The 20,888-nt window shown below is 58.0% G+C and carries 21 protein-coding genes; 4 read left to right on the plus strand and 17 right to left on the minus strand.

The annotated features are described in order from the left end of the window. Positions 1-1,287 carry a cytochrome-c peroxidase gene (locus BCF46_RS10335; RefSeq protein ID WP_121023906.1) on the minus strand — a complete coding sequence of 429 codons (1,287 nt, stop codon included), beginning with the start codon at positions 1,285-1,287 and terminating at the stop codon, positions 1-3. A 27-nt stretch (positions 1,288-1,314) separates the two neighbouring features. Between BCF46_RS10335 and BCF46_RS10340 the strand changes: the two genes are divergently transcribed. Then, entirely contained in the window at positions 1,315-1,782 is a 468-nt protein-coding gene (locus tag BCF46_RS10340) for a tetratricopeptide repeat protein (RefSeq protein ID WP_121023908.1), read from the plus strand. A 39-nt stretch (positions 1,783-1,821) separates the two neighbouring features. Here BCF46_RS10340 and BCF46_RS10345 read toward each other — a convergent pair whose 3' ends face one another. The 6 genes from BCF46_RS10345 to BCF46_RS10370 form a co-directional block, all read right to left on the minus strand. Further along, on the minus strand, positions 1,822-2,877 hold the full coding sequence (locus BCF46_RS10345) for a TRAP transporter substrate-binding protein (protein ID WP_121023910.1): 1,056 nt from the start codon (positions 2,875-2,877) through the stop codon (positions 1,822-1,824). Positions 2,878-2,941: 64 nt separating this feature from the next. Further along, positions 2,942-4,471 (minus strand): TRAP transporter large permease, encoded by a 1,530-nt coding sequence (locus BCF46_RS10350; protein WP_121023912.1) that lies wholly within the window; start codon positions 4,469-4,471, stop codon positions 2,942-2,944. After that, the gene (locus BCF46_RS10355) at positions 4,471-5,067 is read right to left on the minus strand and encodes a TRAP transporter small permease (RefSeq protein ID WP_121023913.1); all 597 of its coding nucleotides are present in this window, start codon (positions 5,065-5,067) and stop codon (positions 4,471-4,473) included. Before BCF46_RS10355 ends, BCF46_RS10350 begins: the two co-directional genes overlap by 1 nt. 23 nt (positions 5,068-5,090) lie before the next feature. Beyond that, on the minus strand, positions 5,091-5,606 hold the full coding sequence (locus tag BCF46_RS10360; RefSeq protein WP_121023915.1) for a flavin reductase family protein: 516 nt from the start codon (positions 5,604-5,606) through the stop codon (positions 5,091-5,093). Continuing rightward, positions 5,606-6,496 (minus strand): aldo/keto reductase, encoded by an 891-nt coding sequence (locus BCF46_RS10365; protein WP_121023917.1) that lies wholly within the window; start codon positions 6,494-6,496, stop codon positions 5,606-5,608. Before BCF46_RS10365 ends, BCF46_RS10360 begins: the two co-directional genes overlap by 1 nt. Then, positions 6,496-7,650, minus strand: a complete 1,155-nt coding sequence (locus tag BCF46_RS10370; protein ID WP_121023919.1) for an LLM class flavin-dependent oxidoreductase — start codon at positions 7,648-7,650, stop codon at positions 6,496-6,498. The genes BCF46_RS10365 and BCF46_RS10370 overlap by 1 nt, the downstream gene beginning before the upstream one ends. 101 nt (positions 7,651-7,751) lie before the next feature. Here BCF46_RS10370 and BCF46_RS10375 point away from each other — a divergent pair, with 101 nt between their 5' ends. The 3 genes from BCF46_RS10375 (at position 7,752) to BCF46_RS10385 (ending at position 10,246) form a co-directional block, all read left to right on the plus strand. Continuing rightward, positions 7,752-8,462 (plus strand): GntR family transcriptional regulator, encoded by a 711-nt coding sequence (locus BCF46_RS10375; protein ID WP_121023921.1) that lies wholly within the window; start codon positions 7,752-7,754, stop codon positions 8,460-8,462. 10 nt (positions 8,463-8,472) lie between these two features. Continuing rightward, positions 8,473-9,579 carry a Gfo/Idh/MocA family protein gene (locus BCF46_RS10380; protein WP_121023923.1) on the plus strand — a complete coding sequence of 369 codons (1,107 nt, stop codon included), beginning with the start codon at positions 8,473-8,475 and terminating at the stop codon, positions 9,577-9,579. Between the two features lie 85 nt (positions 9,580-9,664). Further along, entirely contained in the window at positions 9,665-10,246 is a 582-nt protein-coding gene (locus BCF46_RS10385; protein WP_121023925.1) for a VOC family protein, read from the plus strand. Here the strand turns inward: BCF46_RS10385 and BCF46_RS10390 are convergent. The 10 genes from BCF46_RS10390 to BCF46_RS10435 all read right to left on the minus strand — a co-directional run bounded on the left by BCF46_RS10390 (position 10,243) and on the right by BCF46_RS10435 (position 20,851). Then, a complete protein-coding gene (locus tag BCF46_RS10390) occupies positions 10,243-10,887 on the minus strand; it encodes an RluA family pseudouridine synthase (protein WP_121024512.1) in 645 nt (214 codons plus the stop codon). The genes BCF46_RS10385 and BCF46_RS10390 overlap by 4 nt on opposite strands. After that, a complete protein-coding gene (gene rarD, locus BCF46_RS10395; protein WP_121024514.1) occupies positions 10,880-11,773 on the minus strand; it encodes an EamA family transporter RarD in 894 nt (297 codons plus the stop codon). Before rarD ends, BCF46_RS10390 begins: the two co-directional genes overlap by 8 nt. 37 nt (positions 11,774-11,810) lie before the next feature. Continuing rightward, positions 11,811-14,252 (minus strand): GcvT family protein, encoded by a 2,442-nt coding sequence (locus BCF46_RS10400; protein WP_121023927.1) that lies wholly within the window; start codon positions 14,250-14,252, stop codon positions 11,811-11,813. Beyond that, positions 14,249-15,130: a homocysteine S-methyltransferase family protein gene (locus BCF46_RS10405; RefSeq protein WP_121023929.1), complete on the minus strand. Its 882-nt coding sequence runs from the start codon at positions 15,128-15,130 to the stop codon at positions 14,249-14,251. The genes BCF46_RS10400 and BCF46_RS10405 overlap by 4 nt, the downstream gene beginning before the upstream one ends. Next, complete coding sequence (locus BCF46_RS10410; RefSeq protein ID WP_121023931.1) at positions 15,127-17,580, minus strand: GcvT family protein; 2,454 nt, start codon at positions 17,578-17,580, stop codon at positions 15,127-15,129. The genes BCF46_RS10405 and BCF46_RS10410 overlap by 4 nt, the downstream gene beginning before the upstream one ends. Continuing rightward, positions 17,573-17,956 (minus strand): GFA family protein, encoded by a 384-nt coding sequence (locus tag BCF46_RS10415; protein ID WP_121023933.1) that lies wholly within the window; start codon positions 17,954-17,956, stop codon positions 17,573-17,575. The genes BCF46_RS10410 and BCF46_RS10415 overlap by 8 nt, the downstream gene beginning before the upstream one ends. Then, positions 17,956-18,576, minus strand: a complete 621-nt coding sequence (locus BCF46_RS10420) for a LysE family translocator (protein WP_121023935.1) — start codon at positions 18,574-18,576, stop codon at positions 17,956-17,958. The genes BCF46_RS10415 and BCF46_RS10420 overlap by 1 nt, the downstream gene beginning before the upstream one ends. A 1-nt stretch (position 18,577) precedes the next feature. Then, entirely contained in the window at positions 18,578-19,150 is a 573-nt protein-coding gene (locus tag BCF46_RS10425; protein WP_121023937.1) for a helix-turn-helix domain-containing protein, read from the minus strand. 82 nt (positions 19,151-19,232) lie between these two features. Beyond that, the gene (locus BCF46_RS10430; RefSeq protein WP_425454419.1) at positions 19,233-19,685 is read right to left on the minus strand and encodes a GAF domain-containing protein; all 453 of its coding nucleotides are present in this window, start codon (positions 19,683-19,685) and stop codon (positions 19,233-19,235) included. Continuing rightward, a complete protein-coding gene (locus tag BCF46_RS10435) occupies positions 19,685-20,851 on the minus strand; it encodes a thiolase family protein (RefSeq protein ID WP_121023941.1) in 1,167 nt (388 codons plus the stop codon). Before BCF46_RS10435 ends, BCF46_RS10430 begins: the two co-directional genes overlap by 1 nt. Between the last annotated feature and the right edge of the window lie 37 nt (positions 20,852-20,888).

The raw sequence follows: 20,888 nt of genomic DNA on the forward strand, positions 1-20,888 counted from the left end.
TTAGTCTACAGCAAGACCGCTTGGCACTCGGACGGGAATCCCGAAGACGGGGGACCCAAGCGAACTTCCTGTAAGCGCAGTCAGAAACGCAACTAGATATCCAATCTCGGCGTCAGACAACGACGGACTGCGTGGTGTTAGCACGCGCTGTTGTCGCGCGATTTCTGCACTGTCTTGCCATATCAAGAAGTCTGCATGTTGCAGCCAACGAACCTCTGGCAATTTCGCCTTGGTTGGCGTCCATGTTTTAAACATGGCTTGTGGGTCCACGTGCTGGCGGATCATATCTGCCAACGTTTTGTGCGCTCCGTTATGCCCGTAAGGCGCACTGAGGGCGACGTTGCGCAGCATCGGTGTTCGGAACTTATACGCGTCCTCTAACCGGTCGCTTTCGCCCAACCGCCCAACGTCACGGGCGATCAGATCAAACTTGCGCGTCCGGCCCGGACCAAATGGCGGTAGGCCAATGGCGTGGAAGCTTTGGTCCGAAAGCAACGGCCCGCTGTGACACGATGCGCATCCGGCCTTGCCATAGAACAGATCGAACCCGCGTTTTTGCGCGCCGTTCAATGCGCTTATGTCACCCGCCAAATACTGGTCAAAGGGGCTGTCGATACTTTGGAATTCGACCGCTTGGAACGCCGCCAACGCGTTGGCGATATCGACAATCGTGACATCCTCGGGGGTGGTGACATGGTCAAAGGCATCAACGAAAAGCTGCCCGTATTCGGGAATGATCCGCACCCTTTTGGCGATGATCAGCCAGCCGTTGTCGATCCGGTCGTTGACCGCGCCCGCGACCTCGTTTTCACCGGAGCCTCCGGCCATTTCCGTCTCGGACGTCAGCGGGAATAGCGCTTGCGCGGCAAGAACCGTGTCGATGCCATCCGGCAGCCATTCCTCGGCGGGGGTGTTAAAGCCGTTGCCATAAGTCTCCGCGCGACTGATCCGCCCGTCATGCATCAGCGTGTGCACATCGCGCGCGCCCAGGTTCCATAAGGCAGGCGCGTTTCGTGGGACGCGCCGTTCGATCCGGCTATCACCAACGCCAGCATTGCGGTCGGTGCCAAGGCCCGCACCACCCTCACCAATCCCCAAGGACCAACCGTCCGAGGTGCCAAACTTGGGATGGTGACAGGTGCCGCAGCTGATATTCTTGTTCCCCGACAGTATTTTATCGTAGAATAAAAGCTGCCCAAGCGCCGCCTGATCTTGGTCGCCGGGATTGAAATCAGCGGCTGTCAAAGCAGTCGGAAAAGGATCGGCGAGCACTATCGCTGGTGCCATCGCAACGAAGAAGAAAGCCGCGCCCCAATGAGAACCCTGATTGCCTTGCTGCTGAGTGTGTCGCCAGTTTTTGCCGACATCGAGAACGCGCGCGACCTTATGGAGAGCGGTGAGTTTACCAAAGCCTATGACGAACTTGCCCCAGCGGCCTTGGCCGGAAATGCCGATGCGGAGGAGCTGATCGGCATCATGTACGCGATGGGATTGGGGGTGGAGCGCGACGACGAGCGGGCGTTTGAATGGTATTTGCGCAGCTCCATGAAGGGGCATCCGGGCTCGCAATCCGCAATCGGCTGGTATTATGAGGTCGGGCGCGGTTTGCCGAGCCCTGATCTGACCCGCGCTTATATGTGGTACACGCTGTCGGCCATTGGCGGCGATCCCGACGCGGCGATCAGCCTTGAGGAAGTGGTCAAGAAAATGACGCCTGAGATGATCAAGAAAGCGCATGTACTTGTCGCCGACTATAAGGGCTGGATGTACCCGTTCAGGTAAATGAGGCAGCGCGATTAGGTCGCGCTGCCCCGCTTGGTCTTAATTCAGGTCGCGTGCGTAGCCGGCAGTAAGATCGGCCTCGGCCTCACCCACGGCCGCCACCAAGGCGTCCAGAATTTCACCGCCACCGTCGACATTGCCACGGAACCAGTCTTGAACCGGAGCCGCTGCTGCCGCGAAGGCTGCTTTCTCTTCAGGGGTCGGCACGTAGAGATCACCGCCGCCTGTGACAAACGCTTCATAGGCTTCAATCGACTTGCGCTTGGGCGACGCAAATGTCGCCTGCTGCAACTGGCTGAACCCGTCGACCACGACGCGACGCAGGTCTTCCGGCATTGCCATGAAGTTGGCGTTCGACATCCACCATAGCGCGCCCATGTAGGCGTGACCGTCCAGAGTCATATACTGTAAACCCGCATCCGGGAATTTCATCCCCATGATGTCGGTGATGCCGTTTTTGGAGCCTTCCACGACGCCGGTTTGGAACGATGTGAACAGCTCCGGCCAAGGGATCGGCGTCGGGGACGCGCCCATCGCGCGGACCAGTTCTTGCGGCAGGTCGGCCACAACGGTGCGGATTTTCAGGCCTTCCATGTCGGACGGCTTGGCCACGCGGCGCTGTGTGTTGGCAAAGTTGCGCCAGCCGCCGGTGTTGCCGATGGTCATCAGGCGGATCGCGCCGTCAGATGTCTCCAACGCCATGTCGCGCATTTTGCGGGTGAAGTCACCTGTCAGCACGGCTTCTGCCACACGGTCGTTGGCCATCAGATATGGCAGGTCCAAAACCTGCACATATGGGAAGATGCCCGCCGCACCACCTGACGTGGAGATATAGACGTCGATGGAGCCTTCCGCCACGCCTTCAAGGCATTCCGCGCCGGTCGCGCAAAGTTGCGTGCCGATGAACAGCTCCACGCCCACGCGCCCGTTGGAGGCCGCTTCGACGTAGTTCTTGAACACGACAAGACCGTCATAGTCCTCGTCATTCTCGTTGGAGTTGGCCGTGGCGCGGATGGTGAAATCCTGCGCCCATGATGCGAGCGGGGTCGCCAGAAGCGCAGCAGTCATTGCCACTTTGGTTAGGTTTTTCAGCATTGTGTCCTCCCTATGGATGCTGTTGGAGACGCTTTTGCGCCTTTATTGATTGTGTCTACGGTGGTCACGGTGATGGGCTTATGCAAGCCGAGAAACCGACCTCGGGGCCGCAGCCCAGAAAACCGGCAAGATATGGCACCGTCATGGAAATGGCGGGGACATAGGTGATGAGGAAAATTACGACGACCTCTACCGCAAGGAACGGCAGAATGGCCCGCGAGATTGTTTCGACCTTCTCGCCGGACACCGACGAGGCCACGAACAGCACCAGCCCCATGGGCGGCGTCGCAAGGCCGACGGTCAGGTTCACCGACATGATGATCGCGAAATGTACGGGGTGCACGCCAAGGTCGACGAAGATCGGGCCAAGGATTGGCCCGAGGATGATGATGGCCGGCCCCGCATCCAGAAACATGCCGACGATGAACAGCAAGATGTTGATCAAGAACAGCAGCACCAGCGGGTTGTTGGACAGGGACAGGATGTAGTCCGACAAAATTTGCGGCGCGTAGGACAGCGACACGACCGTTTTGAACGACACCGCCGCCCCCACCAATAGCAACACCGCCGAGGTTGATAAGGCCGAGCGCGTCAGCACGTCGATCAGGTCGCGCCCGTTCATGGAGCGCAGCACGAAAAAGCTGATGATCAGCGCGTAGGCCACGGCGACAGCAGACGCCTCGGTCGGGGTGAAGACGCCAATGAGGATGCCACCCAGAATGATGATGGGCGTTTGCAGCGGTGCGACGGCTTTCTTGCAGACCAACCGGAAGTCGTTGGAGACGCGGGCCTTGGTGGCTTGGGCGATGGCATGCGCGATGGGCAGTGCTACGCCGAAGATCAGCCAGCCGTTGACCTCCATCGGGAACATCCATGTTACCAAACCCGATACCGCATAAAGGATCCCCGCGATGTTGATGCGGATCAGCACAAAGCTGACAGCGGATTCCAGTGGTGTAATGGATTGGTCCTTGCGCACGATACGCTCGGCCTTGGGCAGGTCATAGCGGTCCGCCATCAAGCGCACCATGACCATGAGGCCAACGCCCACCAAGATGCCCGGCACGATGCCCGCAAGAAACAGCGAGGCCACGCTTTCGCCCATGACATAGGCGTAGATGATCATGATGCCCGACGGCGGGATGATCGGCCCGATGACCGAACTTGCCGCCGTGATCGCCGCCGCGAATTTGCGGGTGTAGCCGTTCTTTTCCATCGCCGGAATAAGAGTGGAGCCAAGGGCAGATGTATCCGCCACCGCAGAGCCGGACAGGCCCGCGAACAAGATGGACGCCAAGATATTCACATGGGCCAGCCCGCCGCGCAGATGCCCCATGAAGGCTTGCGAAAACTCGACGAGGCGCAGCGTGATGCCGCCACGATTCATGATCTCGCCCGCCAGCATGAAGAACGGCAAAGCCATCAACGGGAAGCTGTCCATGCCATTATAGAGGTTGCGGTAGAGGCCCGCGACGACGTTGCGTTGATCACCTTCCAGCATGATCAGCGCGATGGGCGAAGCCAGCAGCGCGAAAATCACCGGCAGGCCGATCATGATCAGCAGCAAGAAGATGGGCAGGAACCAAAGGAGCATCAGTCAGCCCCCGCCAGTGCGTCGTTATTAATCACCGGCAGCTTGTCGGCCTGCCCGAGCAGCGTGACCACCTGACGGATGATCAACTCGATATTCACGAGGATAAGCAGATTCACCCCGACCCAGAGCGCCGCGTATTGATAGTTGTTCTGGAATTTTGCACCGCATTTTCCGATCTCGATGCCAAAGGGCCAACGCAATGACGACGAACACCCCCGGCCCGACAAGGTGTCGACGTGGTTGTTGAGCCCGCGATCCCACGCGATAAAAAGCACCCATAGCGAAATGCCAAGCAGCAGGATGCCTAGCAACTGCGCCAGAAGTCGCGGCAGAGCGGCTTCCAGCATGTCGATGGCGACGAACCCGCCCTTGCGGTAGGCCAGCGGCGCCACCAGCCCCGTCATCCAAAGCATGCCAAAGCGTGCGCCTTCTTCGGTCCAGTTGGGGGCGTCGTTCAAGGCGTAGCGGAAAAACACCTGCCCAAGGATAAGGCAGACCATGATCGCCAAGGCGGTGATCCCGATCCAACGGCCCATCGCCAAAACGCGGCTATTGACCCAATGAAGCAGACCGGCGGCTGCCAACAGTATCTGCATCTTTTTCCTCCCCCCGACCCTAATCAGTGCGCCGTAAAACGCCCCACCTGTCCTTTGTAGAAGGCAAGTGGATCGCCCTCTTCGCGCATCTCGGCGCGGTTTACCTGACCAAGCATGATCACGTGATCGCCGCCCTCATAGACGGCAGTTTTTGTGCATTCAAACCGCGCCAGACAGTTCTCTAGCACCGGTACACCTTCCGCGTTCAGCTTCAGATCGCGGTCGTTCAAAGCATAGACGTCTTTTGCCACGGCCCAGCACAAATCGTCCTGATCCGCCGACAAGACGTGCACGGCATAGCTCGTGGCGCTCTCGAAATAGGAAAACCTGCGCGAGTTTTTGTCGGGCGACCACAGCACCAAGGGCGGCGACAGGGAGACCGACGAGAAGCTGTTTGCTGTGATTGCCGCCACGCCGTTTTCGGTGGCCGCCGTCACAATTGTCACGCCTGTCGCGAACCGCCCGAACGCGTCACGCAGCAGACGGGTGTTGCTGTCATCCGGCACAAACGCATTCGAAACAGGGGCGTGAAGCGACATCACGCGACCTCCCGACCCAAGGCGGCTTCATAGAGTGAGAACCATGTTTCACGGTCCAACTGCACCTTCAGCGCGTCCGAGATTTTGGCAATGCGCTCCAAGTTATTGGTCCCCAATACCGGCAATATATTTGCGGGGTGGTGCAGCAAGAAGGCCACGGCAACCGCTGCACGGTCCACGCCTTGGTCCGCCGCAATGGCGTCCAACCGATCCGCAACATCGCCTTTGCCCGTCATCAGGCCACCCCCGCCAAGCGGTGACCACGCCATGAGCGGCTGACCTTGACGTTGGTGGAATGCGATATCGCCGTTGGTGAACGGCGCGACCTCGGCCAATGAAATCTCGATCTGGTTGGTGGCCAGTTGCGTCTTCATACCCGCTTGCAAAAGCTCCCAATCATAGGGACGGAAATTCGATACGCCGACGCTGCGCACCTTGCCGCTTTGCACAAGATCATCAAGCGCGGCCCCCGTCTCGTTGTGGTCCATCAGCGGATCAGGGCGGTGGATCAGCAGCAGGTCGATATGGTCGATGCCCATGTCACGCAGGGAGCAATCGACCGAATATTCGATGTGTTTGCGCGATGTGTCATAGTGCTTTACCCGCGCGTCCGAGTAGCGGCCAGCGGGGGCAACGATATCGCATTTCGTTACAATCTCCATCTTCGCGCGCAGCGACGGGTTCGCCTTTAGCGCCCCGCCAAGAACGGCCTCCGCGACGTAGCCGCCATAGATGTCGGCTTGGTCGAACGTGGTGATGCCTTGATCCAGACAAGTCTGAATTTTTGCCTCCACATGGGTAGGGGACGTATCGGCGTCGTCTGCCACGCGCCACATGCCATAGACAAGGCGGCTGAAGGTAAGGTCGGACGTGAGGGAAACGCGATCCATTAGCGGCGGACTCCTGCGGCAAGTGGGGTTGCGGGGGACGTTGATGGAACGCGGCCATAGGCTTCGGGCAAGGAGCAGGTTTTCATCTGCGGCAGCACGCGGGTCCCGAAATGTTTGGCCTCGTCGATATGTGGATAGCCCGACAGGATGAACGCACGGATACCCATCTTCTGATACGTCTCCAGCTTGGACAGCACCTGATCGGTCGAGCCCACGATAGCCGCTCCACAGCCAGAACGCGCACGGCCAACGCCAGTCCACATATGTGGCTCAATATAGCCATGGTCATCGGCCACGTCGCGGTTTTTGGCTTGGTGACTGACGCCCAAGGACTTGGCATCAAGGGCGCGCTCGCGGATAGTAGCACCCTGATCGTCGTCCAGTTTGGACACGATGTAGTCTGCGTATTCCTTCGCCTCCGCCTCGGTGTCGCGCACGATGACATGCGTGCGCAGCCCGTAGTCCAGCGTGCGGTTGTGGCGCGCGGCGGCCTCGTTGGCGGCTTTCATGCGGCCTCCGAGTTCCTCGATCTTTTCGGGCCACATCAAATAGACGTCGCAATACTCGCCGCACAGCTCCAGCGCGTCGGGGGAGTAGCCGCCGAAATACAGCATCGGCCCACCGGTTTGGTATGGGCGCACGGGATCGGTGGTCAGGCCTTTGAAATCGTAGATTTCGCCAGTGTGGTTAATCTCGTCTTGGGTCCACGCCTGCTTGAGGATTTGCACCACCTCGCGGGAGCGTTGGTAGCGGTAGGGGCTTGGCTCTTTTTGGCCCGGGAAGTCGGAGGAGATGATGTTAACCGTCAGCCGCCCTTCCAACATGTGATCAAGCGTAGCCAGCGTGCGGGCCAGCATGATCGGCTGCATCTCACCGCAGCGCACGGCGGCCAGCAGGTTGATCTTGGATGTGATTGGGGCGCAGCCTGCAACGAAGCTCAGCGTGTCTTGGCCGACTTGATAGGACGACGGGCAAAGGATGTTGCGAAAGCCTTGATCTTCGGCGGTTTTCACGATGTCCGAGCAATGCGCCCAAGACGATCGAAGATCGCCGTCTGGCACACCCAAAAACTGATAGTCATCAGAGCACAGGGCCGAGAACCAAGAGACCTCTGCCGCGTTCAAATCTGGTGATGTCACCGGAACAACTGTCATGTGATTCCTCCCAAAACCCCGTCGCAATTTCTTCTTGCGTAACGCTGTCCTTGATGTAGATCAATGGGGTATCAATTTTTACGCACGGAGGCGGCCCGCAGATGTATGAGCGTCACGACAGCCCAGCCGCCCTTCCGATTTACGCTCAGGTCAGCGAAGTATTGATCCGCGAGATTGCGTCAGGACGGTTGGCGGATGGTCAACGATTGCCGCCAGAACGGCAGCTGGCCGCAGCGCATCAAGTGACCGTTCGCACCCTGCGAAAGTCCCTGAAAATGCTGGAGAACAAGGGGCTTCTGGAACGCGTTCAAGGCTCGGGTAACTACGTCAGGTCCAATCCTGAAGCGCAGAGTATCTATTCGATGTTCCGGATTGAACTTCTGGCGGGGGGCGGACTGCCGACGGCGAAGTTTTTGGACATATGCGAGTGTGAGAAACCTGCGGAGCTGCCAAAATTTGGCACATCCAAACACGCGACGCGTATGCGGCGATTGCGGTTTCTCAACAAGGTGCCGGCGGCCCTGGAGGAAATATGGCTCGACGCGGACAGCGGAGCTGTGCTGCCGGAACAGGCGTCGGATTCTCTTTATCACTACTATCAGGTGAAGCTTGGCTTCTGGATCACGCGGGCCGAAGACTACGTCAGCATAGGGCAGACGCCGGACTGGACGCCGCCCGAGTTTGGCAAGACCGCTGGCGCGACAACAGGCTTTATCGAGCGTTTGAGCTGGGAGCAAAAACCGCGCCCCGTCGAGTATTCGCGCACTTGGTTTGACACTGACACCGCACGATATGTGCAACGACTGAAATAGGGAATTCGACATGGCTCAACAGGTCAATTACGGCGTCATTGGATGTGGCATGATGGGGCAAGAGCACCTTCGCAACATCGCGCTTCTGCCTGACACACGCGTGTCCGCGATCTTCGAGCCGGATGCGGAGATGGCGGCGGAGACCTTGGAATTTGCGCCGACCGCAACCGTTGTGGACAGCATTGACGCGCTGTTGGAAGTGGCGGATCTGGACTGCATCCTGATCGTCAGCCCCAACTTCCGGCATGTCGAGCAACTGGAGGCCTTGGCCGAAAAACGCCCCCTGCCCGTTTTGGTCGAAAAGCCCCTGTTCACCGACCCGAACGACGTCCAACGTATGGAAGCGTTTCGCGCGCGCTACCCCGCACCCGTTTGGGTGGCGATGGAGTATCGCTACATGCCACCCATCGCCGCATTCTTGGCAGAAGCAGCCGACGCCACGGGCGGGGTCAAAATGCTGACAATCCGAGAGCACCGCTTCCCGTTCCTGCCCAAGGTTGGTGACTGGAACCGGTTCAACCGCAACACCGGCGGCACCTTTGTCGAGAAATGCTGCCATTTCTTCGACTTGATGCGTCTGGTGATCGGGTCCGACCCTGTCCGCGTCATGGCGTCGGGGGGACAAGATGTGAACCACTTGGACGAGACTTATGACGGCGAGACTCCGGACATTTTCGACAATGGCTATGTGATCGTGGATTTCGAATCCGGTGCGCGCGCCGTTCTGGAACTGTGCATGTTTGCCGAAGGTGCACGCTACCAAGAGGAAGTGTCCGCCCTTGGGCCAAGGGGCAAGATCGAGGCATTCGTACCCGGCCCCGATCGTTTCTGGCCGGAGCATTTGGGTGCCGCGCCCGTTCCTCAAGTGATTATCAGCCCGCGCGATCCGAAGGGCCCGTATGTGCGTGACGTTCCAGTGGACCCGACCATTCTAGATGCAGGCGATCACAACGGATCAACGTTCTACCAGCACCAAGGCTTCGTCGATCTGGTCCGTGGCATTCGCAGCGCGCCGGAGGTGGATCTGAATGACGGTATGATAGCGGTCATCATGGGGATGGCCGCCCAGACATCGATGAATGAGCACCGTGCGGTCCGTATCGACGAGTTCACCTAGACGCGCTGCACAGTTTCTCTGCGTTCACCAAGGTTGCTCTGTCCATGCGACCGAATAAACTGGCTTGCAAAGAGGAGCTCCAGCAATGCAGAAAATTCAGTCACAGGGCATCCATCATATTACGTTGATGGGCGCTGACAGGCAGACATCGATTGATTTCTGGGAAGGCGTGTTGGGAATGCCCTTCGTATTCGAACAGCCCAATCTGGATGACCCAAACGAAGACCACTTGTATTTCGACCCCGGCGACGGGCGGTTGATCACCATCTTCACCAATGAGACCCGCACGCGCGCGCATGGCCGCACGCCGACTGATGCTGGATGTGTGCATCATCTGGCAATCAACGTCAGCCTCGCCACTTTCCGCCAAATCGAGATTCGCCTGAACGACCGTGCCATCCCGCATTCCGGCCATAAAGATCGGGGCTTCATGGATAGCATCTATTTCAAAGATCCGCTTGGCTTCTTGATCGAATGTGCCTGCTACAAGTTTGAGCCACCCCTCGGATGCACCCACGCAGACGTGATGATCCAAGCCCATAAACTGCGTTTGAAAGCCGGTGATGACAGTATCGGTGAAATCCATCTTGCGGATGCGATTGAGGTGCTCGTCGCTCGCTCACAAGACTCGCTCTCGACCGACCGCAGCCCGAAGGCGCCTTATTAGAACGGCACTTTTGCTTTAAACTCGACAGCCCTGCCCCCTTGCGGATGGCGTAGTTTGAGGCTTTCGGCATGCAACATCATGCGCGGATACAAGTCGGCATCATCGGAGTAGAACGGATCGCCTAGAATGGGATGGCCCATGGCTTGCATATGCACTCTGAGTTGGTGCGAGCGCCCAGTATGCGGTGAAAGCCGCATCCTCGTGGTTCCGTCCTTCACTGCGCCGCGACGCCACTGCGTAACCGCCTGCTTGCCATGCTCAAAGTTCACATGTTGAAGCGGCCTGTTCGGCCAGTCGACAACCATAGGCAAATGGATTTCACCTGTCTTACCCTGCACTTCGCCATGCACCAAAGCCATGTATGTTTTCTTGGTGTGGCGGCGCTCGAACTGAAGCCCCAAATGCCGCTGCGCCGATTTCGTCAGCGCAAAAACCATGACGCCAGACGTGTCTCTATCTAGGCGGTGAACAAGTAGTGCCGTCGGGAAAACCTGTTGAGCACGCGATATCAGGCAGTCGGCTAAATGCGGTCCTTTTCCAGGCACCGACAATAGACCTGCGGGCTTATTGACCAACAAAAGCTCGGAATCCTCGTGGATCACATCCAATGGATCGGAGGGCGGACTATAGTCGCTACTTATCACGGTTTCGCACCATAGAGTATGTGTACAGAACCAGTGCAGCCCAGATCATCGGAAATGCAATGCCCCGTGCTGTCCCGAACGGCTCGCCGAAGACAAACACCGCCACAATAAAGATCATTGTCGGGGCAATATACTGAAGGATCGCGATGGTAGACAGCCGCAACCGTTTGGCACCATTGGCATAAAGCATCAGGGGAACGGACGTGACGACGCCGCATCCTAACAACAACCACATGTCAGTCGAAAAATGGCTTTCCCCGGTCCCGCCAAGATAGGCCCAATACCCTATGGCCGGGATCGACAAAATCAAAACTTCCAGCAAGAATCCTTGGTTTGGGCCAATGGGCAGGGACTTCTTGAAGAACGCGTAGAAACCCCATGTCACAGTCAAACCGATCGCCGCAAGCGGCAAGCGACCTGCATCAACGGTAAGGACAACCACAGCCGCAAAGGCGAGTGCAATCGCGGCCCATTGCAGGCGTGTTAGACGTTCTTTTAGCAACGCAAAGCCGAGGAACACCGAAAACAGGGGGTTAATGTAATAACCGAGTGCTGCGTCCAATGTGTGATTGGTACTGATAGCCCACAAATATATACCCCAATTTACCGAGATCAGCGCCGCTGTTACGCATCCCATAGCAAGTATTTTGGGCGAGGTTAGAGCCTCTTTTATGTCCTTTGTGCGCCCGAGAAAAATCAACACCAATCCGGCGACCGGGATCGACCAGATCACACGGTGGGCAACCACCTCGGCTGCCGACACATGCGAGAGCGCCTTCATGTAGAGCGGAAGAAACCCCCACAGGAAATACGCTGAGACGGCAAATGCCAACCCTGCGGGGCTGTCGTCCGATTGAGCGGGAATATCATTAAAACGGGCCATGGTCTCATTCATCACCATGGCCCGACAGTTGCAAGGCTTAGACTTTCACGCGTTCCGATTTTGGATCATAAAACGGCTTGGACGAGACCTCTGCTTTTACGCGCGTGCCCGCGACGTCGATCTCGTAGGTGGACGCCAGAACATCCGCTAAGGCTTCACCCCGACACGGGATGTAGCCCATGCCCATTGCGGCGCCCAAATGGTGGCCGTATGAGCCGGAGGTCAAATAGCTGACGATCTCGCCATCGCGCATAACTGGCTCGGCGTGGTAGAGAAGTGGCTCGGCATCGGTTAACTTAAACTGCAGCAACCGCATGTTTAGGCCCTTCTCCGCTTTCTCCAGCACGGCTTCACGCCCTATGAAATTCGGTTTGTCCTTCTTCACAGCAAAGCCAAGTCCCGCTTCCATCACATGGTCCTCGGAGGTGATATCGTGGCCAAAATGGCGGAAACCCTTTTCCATTCGGCAACTATCCATCATGTGCATGCCACACAACTTCAGGTCCATGCCCCGTCCGGCGTCGCGAAGCGTCTCGAAGACATGTGCCGCTTGATCTGCGCCGACATAAATTTCCCAACCCAATTCCCCCACATAGGTGACGCGATGCACACGAGCGAGGCCCATGCCGATCTCGATCTCTTGCGCAGTGCCGAACGGGTTTACGGCATTCGAGAAATCAGCAGGTGAGACCTTCTCAAGCAAAGTGCGGGCATTCGGGCCCATCACAGCCAAAACGCCCTCGCTAGAGGTCATGTCGGTGATTACAACGTTAAAGTCGCCGATATTGCGGCGCATCCATATCTCATCTGCAAGCCGCGTAGCCGCAGGCGTTACCACCAGATAGGCCGTTTCAGACAGCCGTGTGACCGTCACGTCAGCCTCAATTCCAGCCTGCGCATTCAGGAATTGCGTGTAAACGATCTTGCCAACAGGCACGGAATAATCCCCGCCACCGACATAGTTCATAAACGCCTCAGCGTCGCGCCCTTCGACCCTGATCTTGCCGAAAGAAGACATATCATACATGCCGACATTGCTGCGGATCGCGTGGTGTTCGCGGGCTACGTTGTCGAAGAAATTTTGCCGTTTCCACGAATATTGGTATTCACGCTCCTGCCCTTCATCCGCAAACCAGTTGGCTCGTTCCCAACCGGCAAGTTCGCCCATGACGGCTCCATTTTCGACGAGTTGCTGATGAAACGGCGTGCGACGAACGCCACGTGCTGTCTTCTTTTGCAGATAGGGAAAATGGTCTGCATAGAGCAGTCCTAGAGTCTCTTTGGAGCGCTCGAACAGATAGGTCCGGTTCCCCTGAAACGGCTGCATCCGGCTGATATCCACATCGCCCAGATCGAAAGGCTTCTGCCCCGCATCCATCCATTGCGCCAGCGCGGAGCCCGCGCCGCCCGCAGATTGTATTCCGATAGAGTTAAAACCTGCCGCGACCCAGAAGTTATCCAGCTCCGGCGCAAGGCCCAGATGGTAAGCGTCATCGGGGGTGAAGGATTCCGGGCCGTTGAAGAAGGTGTGAATGCCAGCCTCCGCCAGCATCGGAAGGCGCTCGACCGCCGCCTCCAAGATCGGCTCGAAATGGTCAAAATCTTCGGGAAGTTGATCGAACTCGAAGTCTTTGGGTATCTCTAACTTCCACGGCTTCGACACCGGTTCGAACGCGCCCAGCAGCATCTTGCCTGCGTCTTCCTTGTAGTAGGCACACTCGTCCGGCACCCGCAGTACCGGCATTTGCGTGAGGCCGGGTATCGCTTCGGTGACGATGTAGAAGTGCTCACACGAATGCAGCGGCACGTTGACGCCTGCCATTTTACCCACTTGATAGCCCCACATGCCGCCGCAATTGACGACGTGTTCGGCTTGGATAGAGCCTGTTTCACCGTTCTTATCCTGCCAGCTCACCCCCGTGACGCGACGGCCTTCTTTGTGGATATCGGTGACCAGATATCCCTCTTTTACCAACGCGCCATTCTGGCGCGCACCTTTGGCCAAAGCGTGCGCAATATTGGCAGGATCGCCCTGCCCGTCGAGCGGCAGATAGACACCCCCGGTAACCCCATTGATGTTGAGATGCTCGTAGCGGTTTTTTACCTCTTGAGGTGAAATAGGCTCTGCTTCAACGCCGAAAGACCGCGCCATGGCGGCTTGGCGGTTGATCTCTTCCAGCCGTTCTTCGGTCAATGCCACGGTTATAGAGCCGCACCGTTTGAAGCCCGTGGCGACGCCTGTTTCGGCCTCCAGATCGCCATAGAGTTCTTGCGAGTATTTCGCGAGCTTGGTCATATTTTTCGTCGCGCGCAATTGCGCGATAAGACCAGCGGCATGCCAAGTTGTGCCGGATGTTAGTTGCTTGCGTTCCAACAAGATCACATCTTTCCAGCCAAGTTTGGCCAGATGATAGGCAACCGAGCATCCGATAACGCCCCCGCCAATGATGACGACACGTGCATGCGTGGGAAGTGTCATGTTGGAGTTCCTTTAAAGCGTCGCGATAGCTCGCGAATATGGGCTGGGCCAACTTCACAGCAGCCACCGATTAGCGTCGCCCCTGAGGCCACCCAGCGATCTGCAAAGTTCGCGTAGACTTCTGGCGTCAGATCATTGCGTGCGGACAGCATGTCTACTGTCGCGCCAACCTCCGAGAAGTCACTGCTGATCCCAGTGAAGCCATTGGCGTAGGCTCCGAGGGGTATGCGACAACCAGCCAGCAACGGCACAGCCTGCGTCACTGACTCCGGCGTTGAACAGTTTATCAACACGGCGGTGGGCGCGTATTCTGCTAGCAGCGGCAATATCTCGATCAACTGCTCGCCAGATCGAAGCTTCGTCCCATCTTCATCATCGACAGAAACCGCAACCCAGACGGGCTTGCCTGTAACACCACCCCCCATCAACGCGCCTTTGAGTTGATCGACAGAAGCCATGGTTTCGAAGATATGCGCATCGACGAGCGGTGCCTGAATTTTTGCAAGTTTCGCATAAACCTCAGCAGCTTGTTCCGCCGGAGGAGCCTTGTCAGGCTGATATGAGAAACCCAGCGGTCCAAGTGCCCCAAGAACCTGCCCAGACCCCTGCGCATCACGCGCCTCGCAAGCCAAAGTGCAGGCGAGGATTTCAAGTGATTCCAACTGTCCTAAAATTCCGTGCGCCTCGAAGCGATCTGGCAGGACCGAATAGCTGTTAGTTGTCGCAACTTCCGCACCGGCAGCGAAATAGTCGTCATGCACCGCGCGCACCATTTCAGGATTGTCTATTAGGGCTTGAACGGACCAAAGCGACGTCGCGCGACCTGCCCGCGCGATCAACTCTTGGCCCATTCCCCCGTCTAGAATCGTGACACTCATGCGCGGATTCGCGTGTTTTCGGGATCCCATAGCGGTTGATCTTCCTGAACCACTGCTTTGCAACGCACGCCAAATATTTCCACTTCGAGTTCGGTGCCGGGTTTAGCGGCTTCCGCCTTCACCACGCCCAAAGCAATGGACTTGTTCACGCGGTAGCCCCAGTCTCCGGAGGTAGTTTCCCCGACGATTTCACCCCCCGACCAAACAGGCGACATGTAGGGCGCATCAGCGTCGCCTGCGTCAACTATCAGGGTAACAAAGCCCTTCTTAGAGCCTTGTTGCACCTCGCTGGCCAAAGCGGCCTTGCCCGGGAAGTCCTGTTCTTTGTTCAAGCGCAGGAACCGATGCAAACCGCCTTCCAGCAAGGTGTAGTCAGTGGAGAGATCGCCTTTCCACGTCCGATACCCCTTCTCTATCCGCATGGAGTTCAACGCGTACATTCCAAACGGGATTGCGCCCGCGTCGCGAAGGGCCTCATAGACCACCGCGCTATCGTCGAACGACGTGTGCACCTCCCAACCCAGTTCGCCTGCGAAGGAGATACGCATTAGCTTGGCGGGCTTACCCGCGACCGTGGCGTCTTGAACGGTCAACCAGCCAGCAGTCAGGTCAGCGTCCTGGACCAGCCCCTGCATCAGTTCGCGCGATTGCGGCCCTGTAACCAACGCGGTCGACCAATCGCGGGTGATGTCAGTCATAGTAAGCGACCCATCGGTGGGTAAACGGCTTTGCAAAAACTCGAAGTCATGCCATTGCGCCACAGCAGCTGTCATGATCCAAAAGTCGTCCTCAGCCCAACGGATGATCGTCACTTCTGTCACGATCCGACCGCGACTGTCGGTGAAGTAGCCAAGGTTCATACGGCCTGTTTTGGGCAGCGCGCCCGCGATTTGTCCGCGCAGCCACTCAGCGGCACCTGCACCCGTCAGCGTGTAGCGAGAGAAGCCCGGCATATCGAGCACGCCGGTGCCAGTCGTGCAGGCTTCAACCTCCTCCTTGATACGCTGTTCCCATGGGCCTTTGCGGCCCCATGTCTGGGTCGCCTCTTCGGACGTGTCATCCCCGCCTTTGGCGAACCAATTCGCGCGTTCCCAGCCGTTATAGGCGCCCATTTGCGCGCCGGACGCTAACAACGACGCGTGGTTCGGCGACAACTTCTTATCGCGACCAGCGGGCCATTCATGTCGCGGGAAGTGCATCGCGTATTCATGGCCGTAAGTCTCTAGTGCCTTCGCGTGACAGTAGTCATGGTCGGCAAAGTCGGTGTAGCGGCGCGGATCGACGGACCACATATCCATTTCGGTCTCGCCGTGCATGATCCACTCGCTTAGCACCTTGCCCGCGCCGCCGCCTTGGGCGATGCCGAAGGTGAAACTATGGCCCTCGAAGGCGTTTTTGACGCCGGGCATGGGGCCAATCATCGGCAGGCCATCGGGGGCGTAAGGAATTGGGCCGTTGATGTTGCGGCCAACGCCCGCCTCGCCGAGCAGCGGGACGCGTGCCATGGCATCTTCGATATAGAATTCGAGCCGCTCCAGATCGTCGGGGTAGAGTTGGAAGGAGAAATCCTCCGGCATAGGGTCGTCTGGCGTGACCCAATGGGCTTTGCAATTGCGCTCGTAGGGACCAAGGTTGAGGCCGTATTTATCCTGACGCAGGTAGTAGCTGATGTCGACGTCGCGGACGAGCGGCACCTTGTGGCCTTTTTCCTTGGTCCAAGCTTCCAGCTCCGCGATTGGTTCGGTCAGGAAATACTGGTGGGACATGACGACCATCGGCACGGTGCGGCCACCGAAGGGCTTGAACATCTCGCCCACGCGCTGCGCGTAGTAACCGGCACAATTGACGACTATTTCGGCTCTAATATCGCCCTTTTCGGTCTTTATGATCCACTCGTCGCCATCTCGATCAAGGCCAATAATGGGGCAGAACCGCTCGATGCGCCCCCCTGCGGCGCGCGCACCTTTGGCCAAGGCTTGTGTCAGCTGCGCCGGGTCAATGTCACCGTCGAGCGGATCTGACATGCCGCCCGCGAGGTCGTGAATTTCGAGAAACGGGTGGTGATCATGCAACTCCTTCGGGGTCAGAATGTCCATTTGTAGACCCTGATAACGGGCTTGAGAGGCAACCTTCTCGAACTCCTGCATCCGCTCTTTCGTGTGCGCCAGTCGCAAAGAGCCCGTGACGTGGTAATTCATTGGATAGTCCACATCCTCGGCCAGCGTGCGGTACATCTCCAACCCAAAGCGCTGCATGTTCATCACAGCCCAGTTGGGCGCGAAGTTCGGGCAGTTGCCAGCCGCGTGCCAAGTGGAGCCCGCCGTAAGTTCGTTCTTTTCCAGAAGAACACAGTCGGTCCAGCCTGCTTTCGCGAGGTGATACAATGTCGACGTGCCGACCACCCCGCCCCCGATAATTACGACCCGTGCGGTTGTTGGAAAATCACTCATCTTCTTGCTCCTCCTGCCGGACTTGGTCCGTGATTTCGTAGTAATCGCCTTGATCGGCGGTAAATATGTGGCGCTCTAGCTTGAGGCCCGTCGGTCCATCCATCGCCCCTAAGGCGACACCGGTATCTGCGTCGGCATCAGACTTCCAAAACAGGAAAGAGCCGCATGTGGGGCAAAAGCCGCGCTTTGCCGAGGGGCTGGATTGGTACCACTTCACCTCGCCCAGTACGCGCAACTTGTCGTCGTCGATCTGCACCGCGGCCCAGTAGTGGCCTGATTGCTTGCGGCATTGGGTGCAGTGGCAGGCTGCTGGGTCGCGCGCGGCGCCGTCTGCTTCGAAACGCACATTCCCGCAAAGACAGCTTCCTGTCAGCATTAAACTCTCCCCGGTACTGGTGAGCTGCCGAGCAACACGCCGTAGACAATGAAACACAGCGCCATGACGCGGCGCACCCAGACGTTGAGCACGGCACCCATTGCGGCACGGCCAAGGCCGGCGCCGATGGCGGTGAAGCTGGTGTAGCTTAGGGTGGTGATTGCCAATGCGGTGGGCATGATGACCCACATTTGCGACCAAACGGGAATGTCGGGCTGCACGAATTGGGTGAAAGCCGCGAAGTAGCCAGCCACCGACTTGACGTTGATCGTCGCAATCAAAAATGCCCGCCCGTAAATAGAGCGTGCAGAGACATGGCGCGGTGTCACGGGCTTGCCAGCATTCAACAGGCCCCTGACTCCTAGGAAAACCAAAAACCCAGCGCCGATGAGCTTGCCCCAGAAGAACGCTTCGGGGGCCTGTGCCAATAAAGCTGTGACGCCAGCGGCTGAAAGGAGCAGGAACAGGGTCGCTTGTGTCAAGATTCCTAAGACGCCCCACAGAGACCGCTTAAATCCGTGGGCCATGCCATTCTGGATACAATTCACCGCATTTGGCCCCGGCGTGGATACGAAAACCACCCAGAACAGCGCGAATATGATCCATCCCTCCCAAGACATCTTAGTACACCGGCGGGGCGATAACCCAAATCACCACGGCGGGCGTCGAGTATGGGTTCATCCAGCGAAAAGGCTCTCCACGGATGCGGAAGCTATCGCCGACGTTTAACGTGAAGTTGGTGCCAGCAATCCATAGGTCGAGCTTGCCGGACACCACATAGCCCACTTCCTGCGTGGGTCGGCTAACAGGCTCTATTATTGTGCTATTCGGCTCGAATGTGGAATGAACCACCTCAAAGTCGTCTGTCAGATCGGGGGACAGGAGTTCCTCGGTCAACCCAGCCTCATGCGAGCCAATGGGGCGGCGGGACGCGGCCCTGACGATGAACCCCTGCTCGTCGGCAGCGGATGCCGCCTGCCGGAACAGGCTCGAGACTGACACGTTGAGCGCCTTTGCCATATGACGCAGGTCCGTGATCGACGGCTCGGATAAATCGCGCTCCACCTGACTGAGCCACCCGACCGAGCGATCTAAGGTTTCTGCAAGTTCGGCAAGGTTCAGCCCGCGCGCCTTGCGTAGCGCGCGAAGGTCGGCGCCTAAGGTGATTGCTTTGCTGGGGTGAGAATGCTTCATTTGGCTTTCGTGAAATTTTGTGTCTTTTTTTCACCAAAGTACAAAACTCACGAGTCGCGCAAGAAAAATTTAGGCGCGAGGGTCAAATTTTACCAAAAACGTCTTTCAAGATTTGCGCCATCTGGTCTGCGTCTTGTTGCGTGAACGCGTCGGGCAGATCGCTATCAATATCAAAAACAGCGATTAGCTTGCCGGACTTACCCCAAACCGGCAGCACAAGCTCGGAACGAGTGGAAGAGGCGCAAGCGATATGTCCCGGGAACGCGTCCACATCGGGCACCAACTGGGTTTCTTCCAGTCGCGCCGCAGCACCGCATACCCCGCGTGCGAAAGGGATAACCAAGCAACCGTGACCACCCTGATACGGGCCGATCTTCAATAACTCAGGTGCGACCACACGGTAGAAACCCGTCCAGTTGAAGCGGTCATCCGAGTGGTGCACCTCGCAAGCTACAGTCGCCATTAATGACACGGCGTCAACTTCGCCGTCGGTCAGCGCGGCCACGGTTTGGGCCAGCGACGTGTAGTCGACCATCAAACGCGCTCGATCGCGATGGCTGTCCCTTCGCCACCGCCGATGCAAATCGCGGCGACCCCGCGCTTGAGGCCGCGCGTCTCCAATGCGTTGAGCAACGTCACGATGATACGCGCACCGGACGCCCCAATCGGGTGGCCCAAGGCACAAGCGCCGCCGTTAACGTTCACAATATCGCGCTCCAGCCCCATCTCGTGCATGAAGGCCATTGGCACGACTGCAAAGGCTTCGTTTACCTCCCAAAGGTCAACATCAGAGACGCTCCACCCGATGCGCTCCAACAGTTTACGGGCCGCAGGCACGGGTGCCGTCGTGAACAGGCTGGGCGCTTGCGCGTGGTTGGCATGTCCCACAACACGGGCGCGCGGCGTGAGGCCATGTGCTTTGACCCCAGCTTCAGACGCCATGACCAGTGCAGCAGCACCGTCAGAAATCGACGATGAGTTCGCCGCCGTGACAGTGCCACCATCGCGGAAGACGGGTTTAAGCTGCGGAATCTTCTCGGGACGCGCTTTGGCAGGCTGCTCATCCTCTGACACGGTGAATGGCTTGCGTCTGCCGACTTCTACCGCAGTAATCTCTGCCGAGAACGAGTTATTCTCCTGCGCCGCCAACGCGTTCGACAGGGAGCGCAGCGCGTATTCATCTTGCGCGTCGCGGGTGAACTGGAACGCCTCGGCGCAATCCTCGGCAAAAGTGCCCATCAGACGGCCCTTATCATAGGCGTCTTCTAACCCATCAAGGAACATCGAGTCCTGAACCGCTTGGTGGCCTATCCGCGCACCACCCCGCATTTTTGGTAGCAGGTACGGCGCATTGGTCATGCTCTCCATTCCACCCGCGACCATCGTCTGCGACTGGCCAAGGGCAAGTTGGTCGAAGGCCATCATCGCGGCCTGCATCCCGGAGCCGCACATTTTATTGAGCGTCGTGGCAGGCACTTCTTCCCCAAGACCCGCTGAAAAACCGGCTTGCCGCGCGGGTGCTTGGCCCTGACCCGCAGGCAGGACACAGCCCATCAGCAATTCGTCCACAGTTGCAAGGCCAGATTGCTGCATCGCTGCTTTTATTGCGGCTCCACCAAGCTGTGGGGCGTCAACGCCACTAAGAGCACCTTGGAAACCGCCCATCGGGGTCCGGCTCGCGCCAGTGATATATACAGACATTTTGAAACACCTTTGCTGATAGTGACCCCTGAATGCA

The sequence above is a fragment of the Litoreibacter meonggei genome (assembly GCF_003663885.1).
Classification (GTDB): Bacteria; Pseudomonadota; Alphaproteobacteria; order Rhodobacterales; family Rhodobacteraceae; genus Litoreibacter; species Litoreibacter meonggei.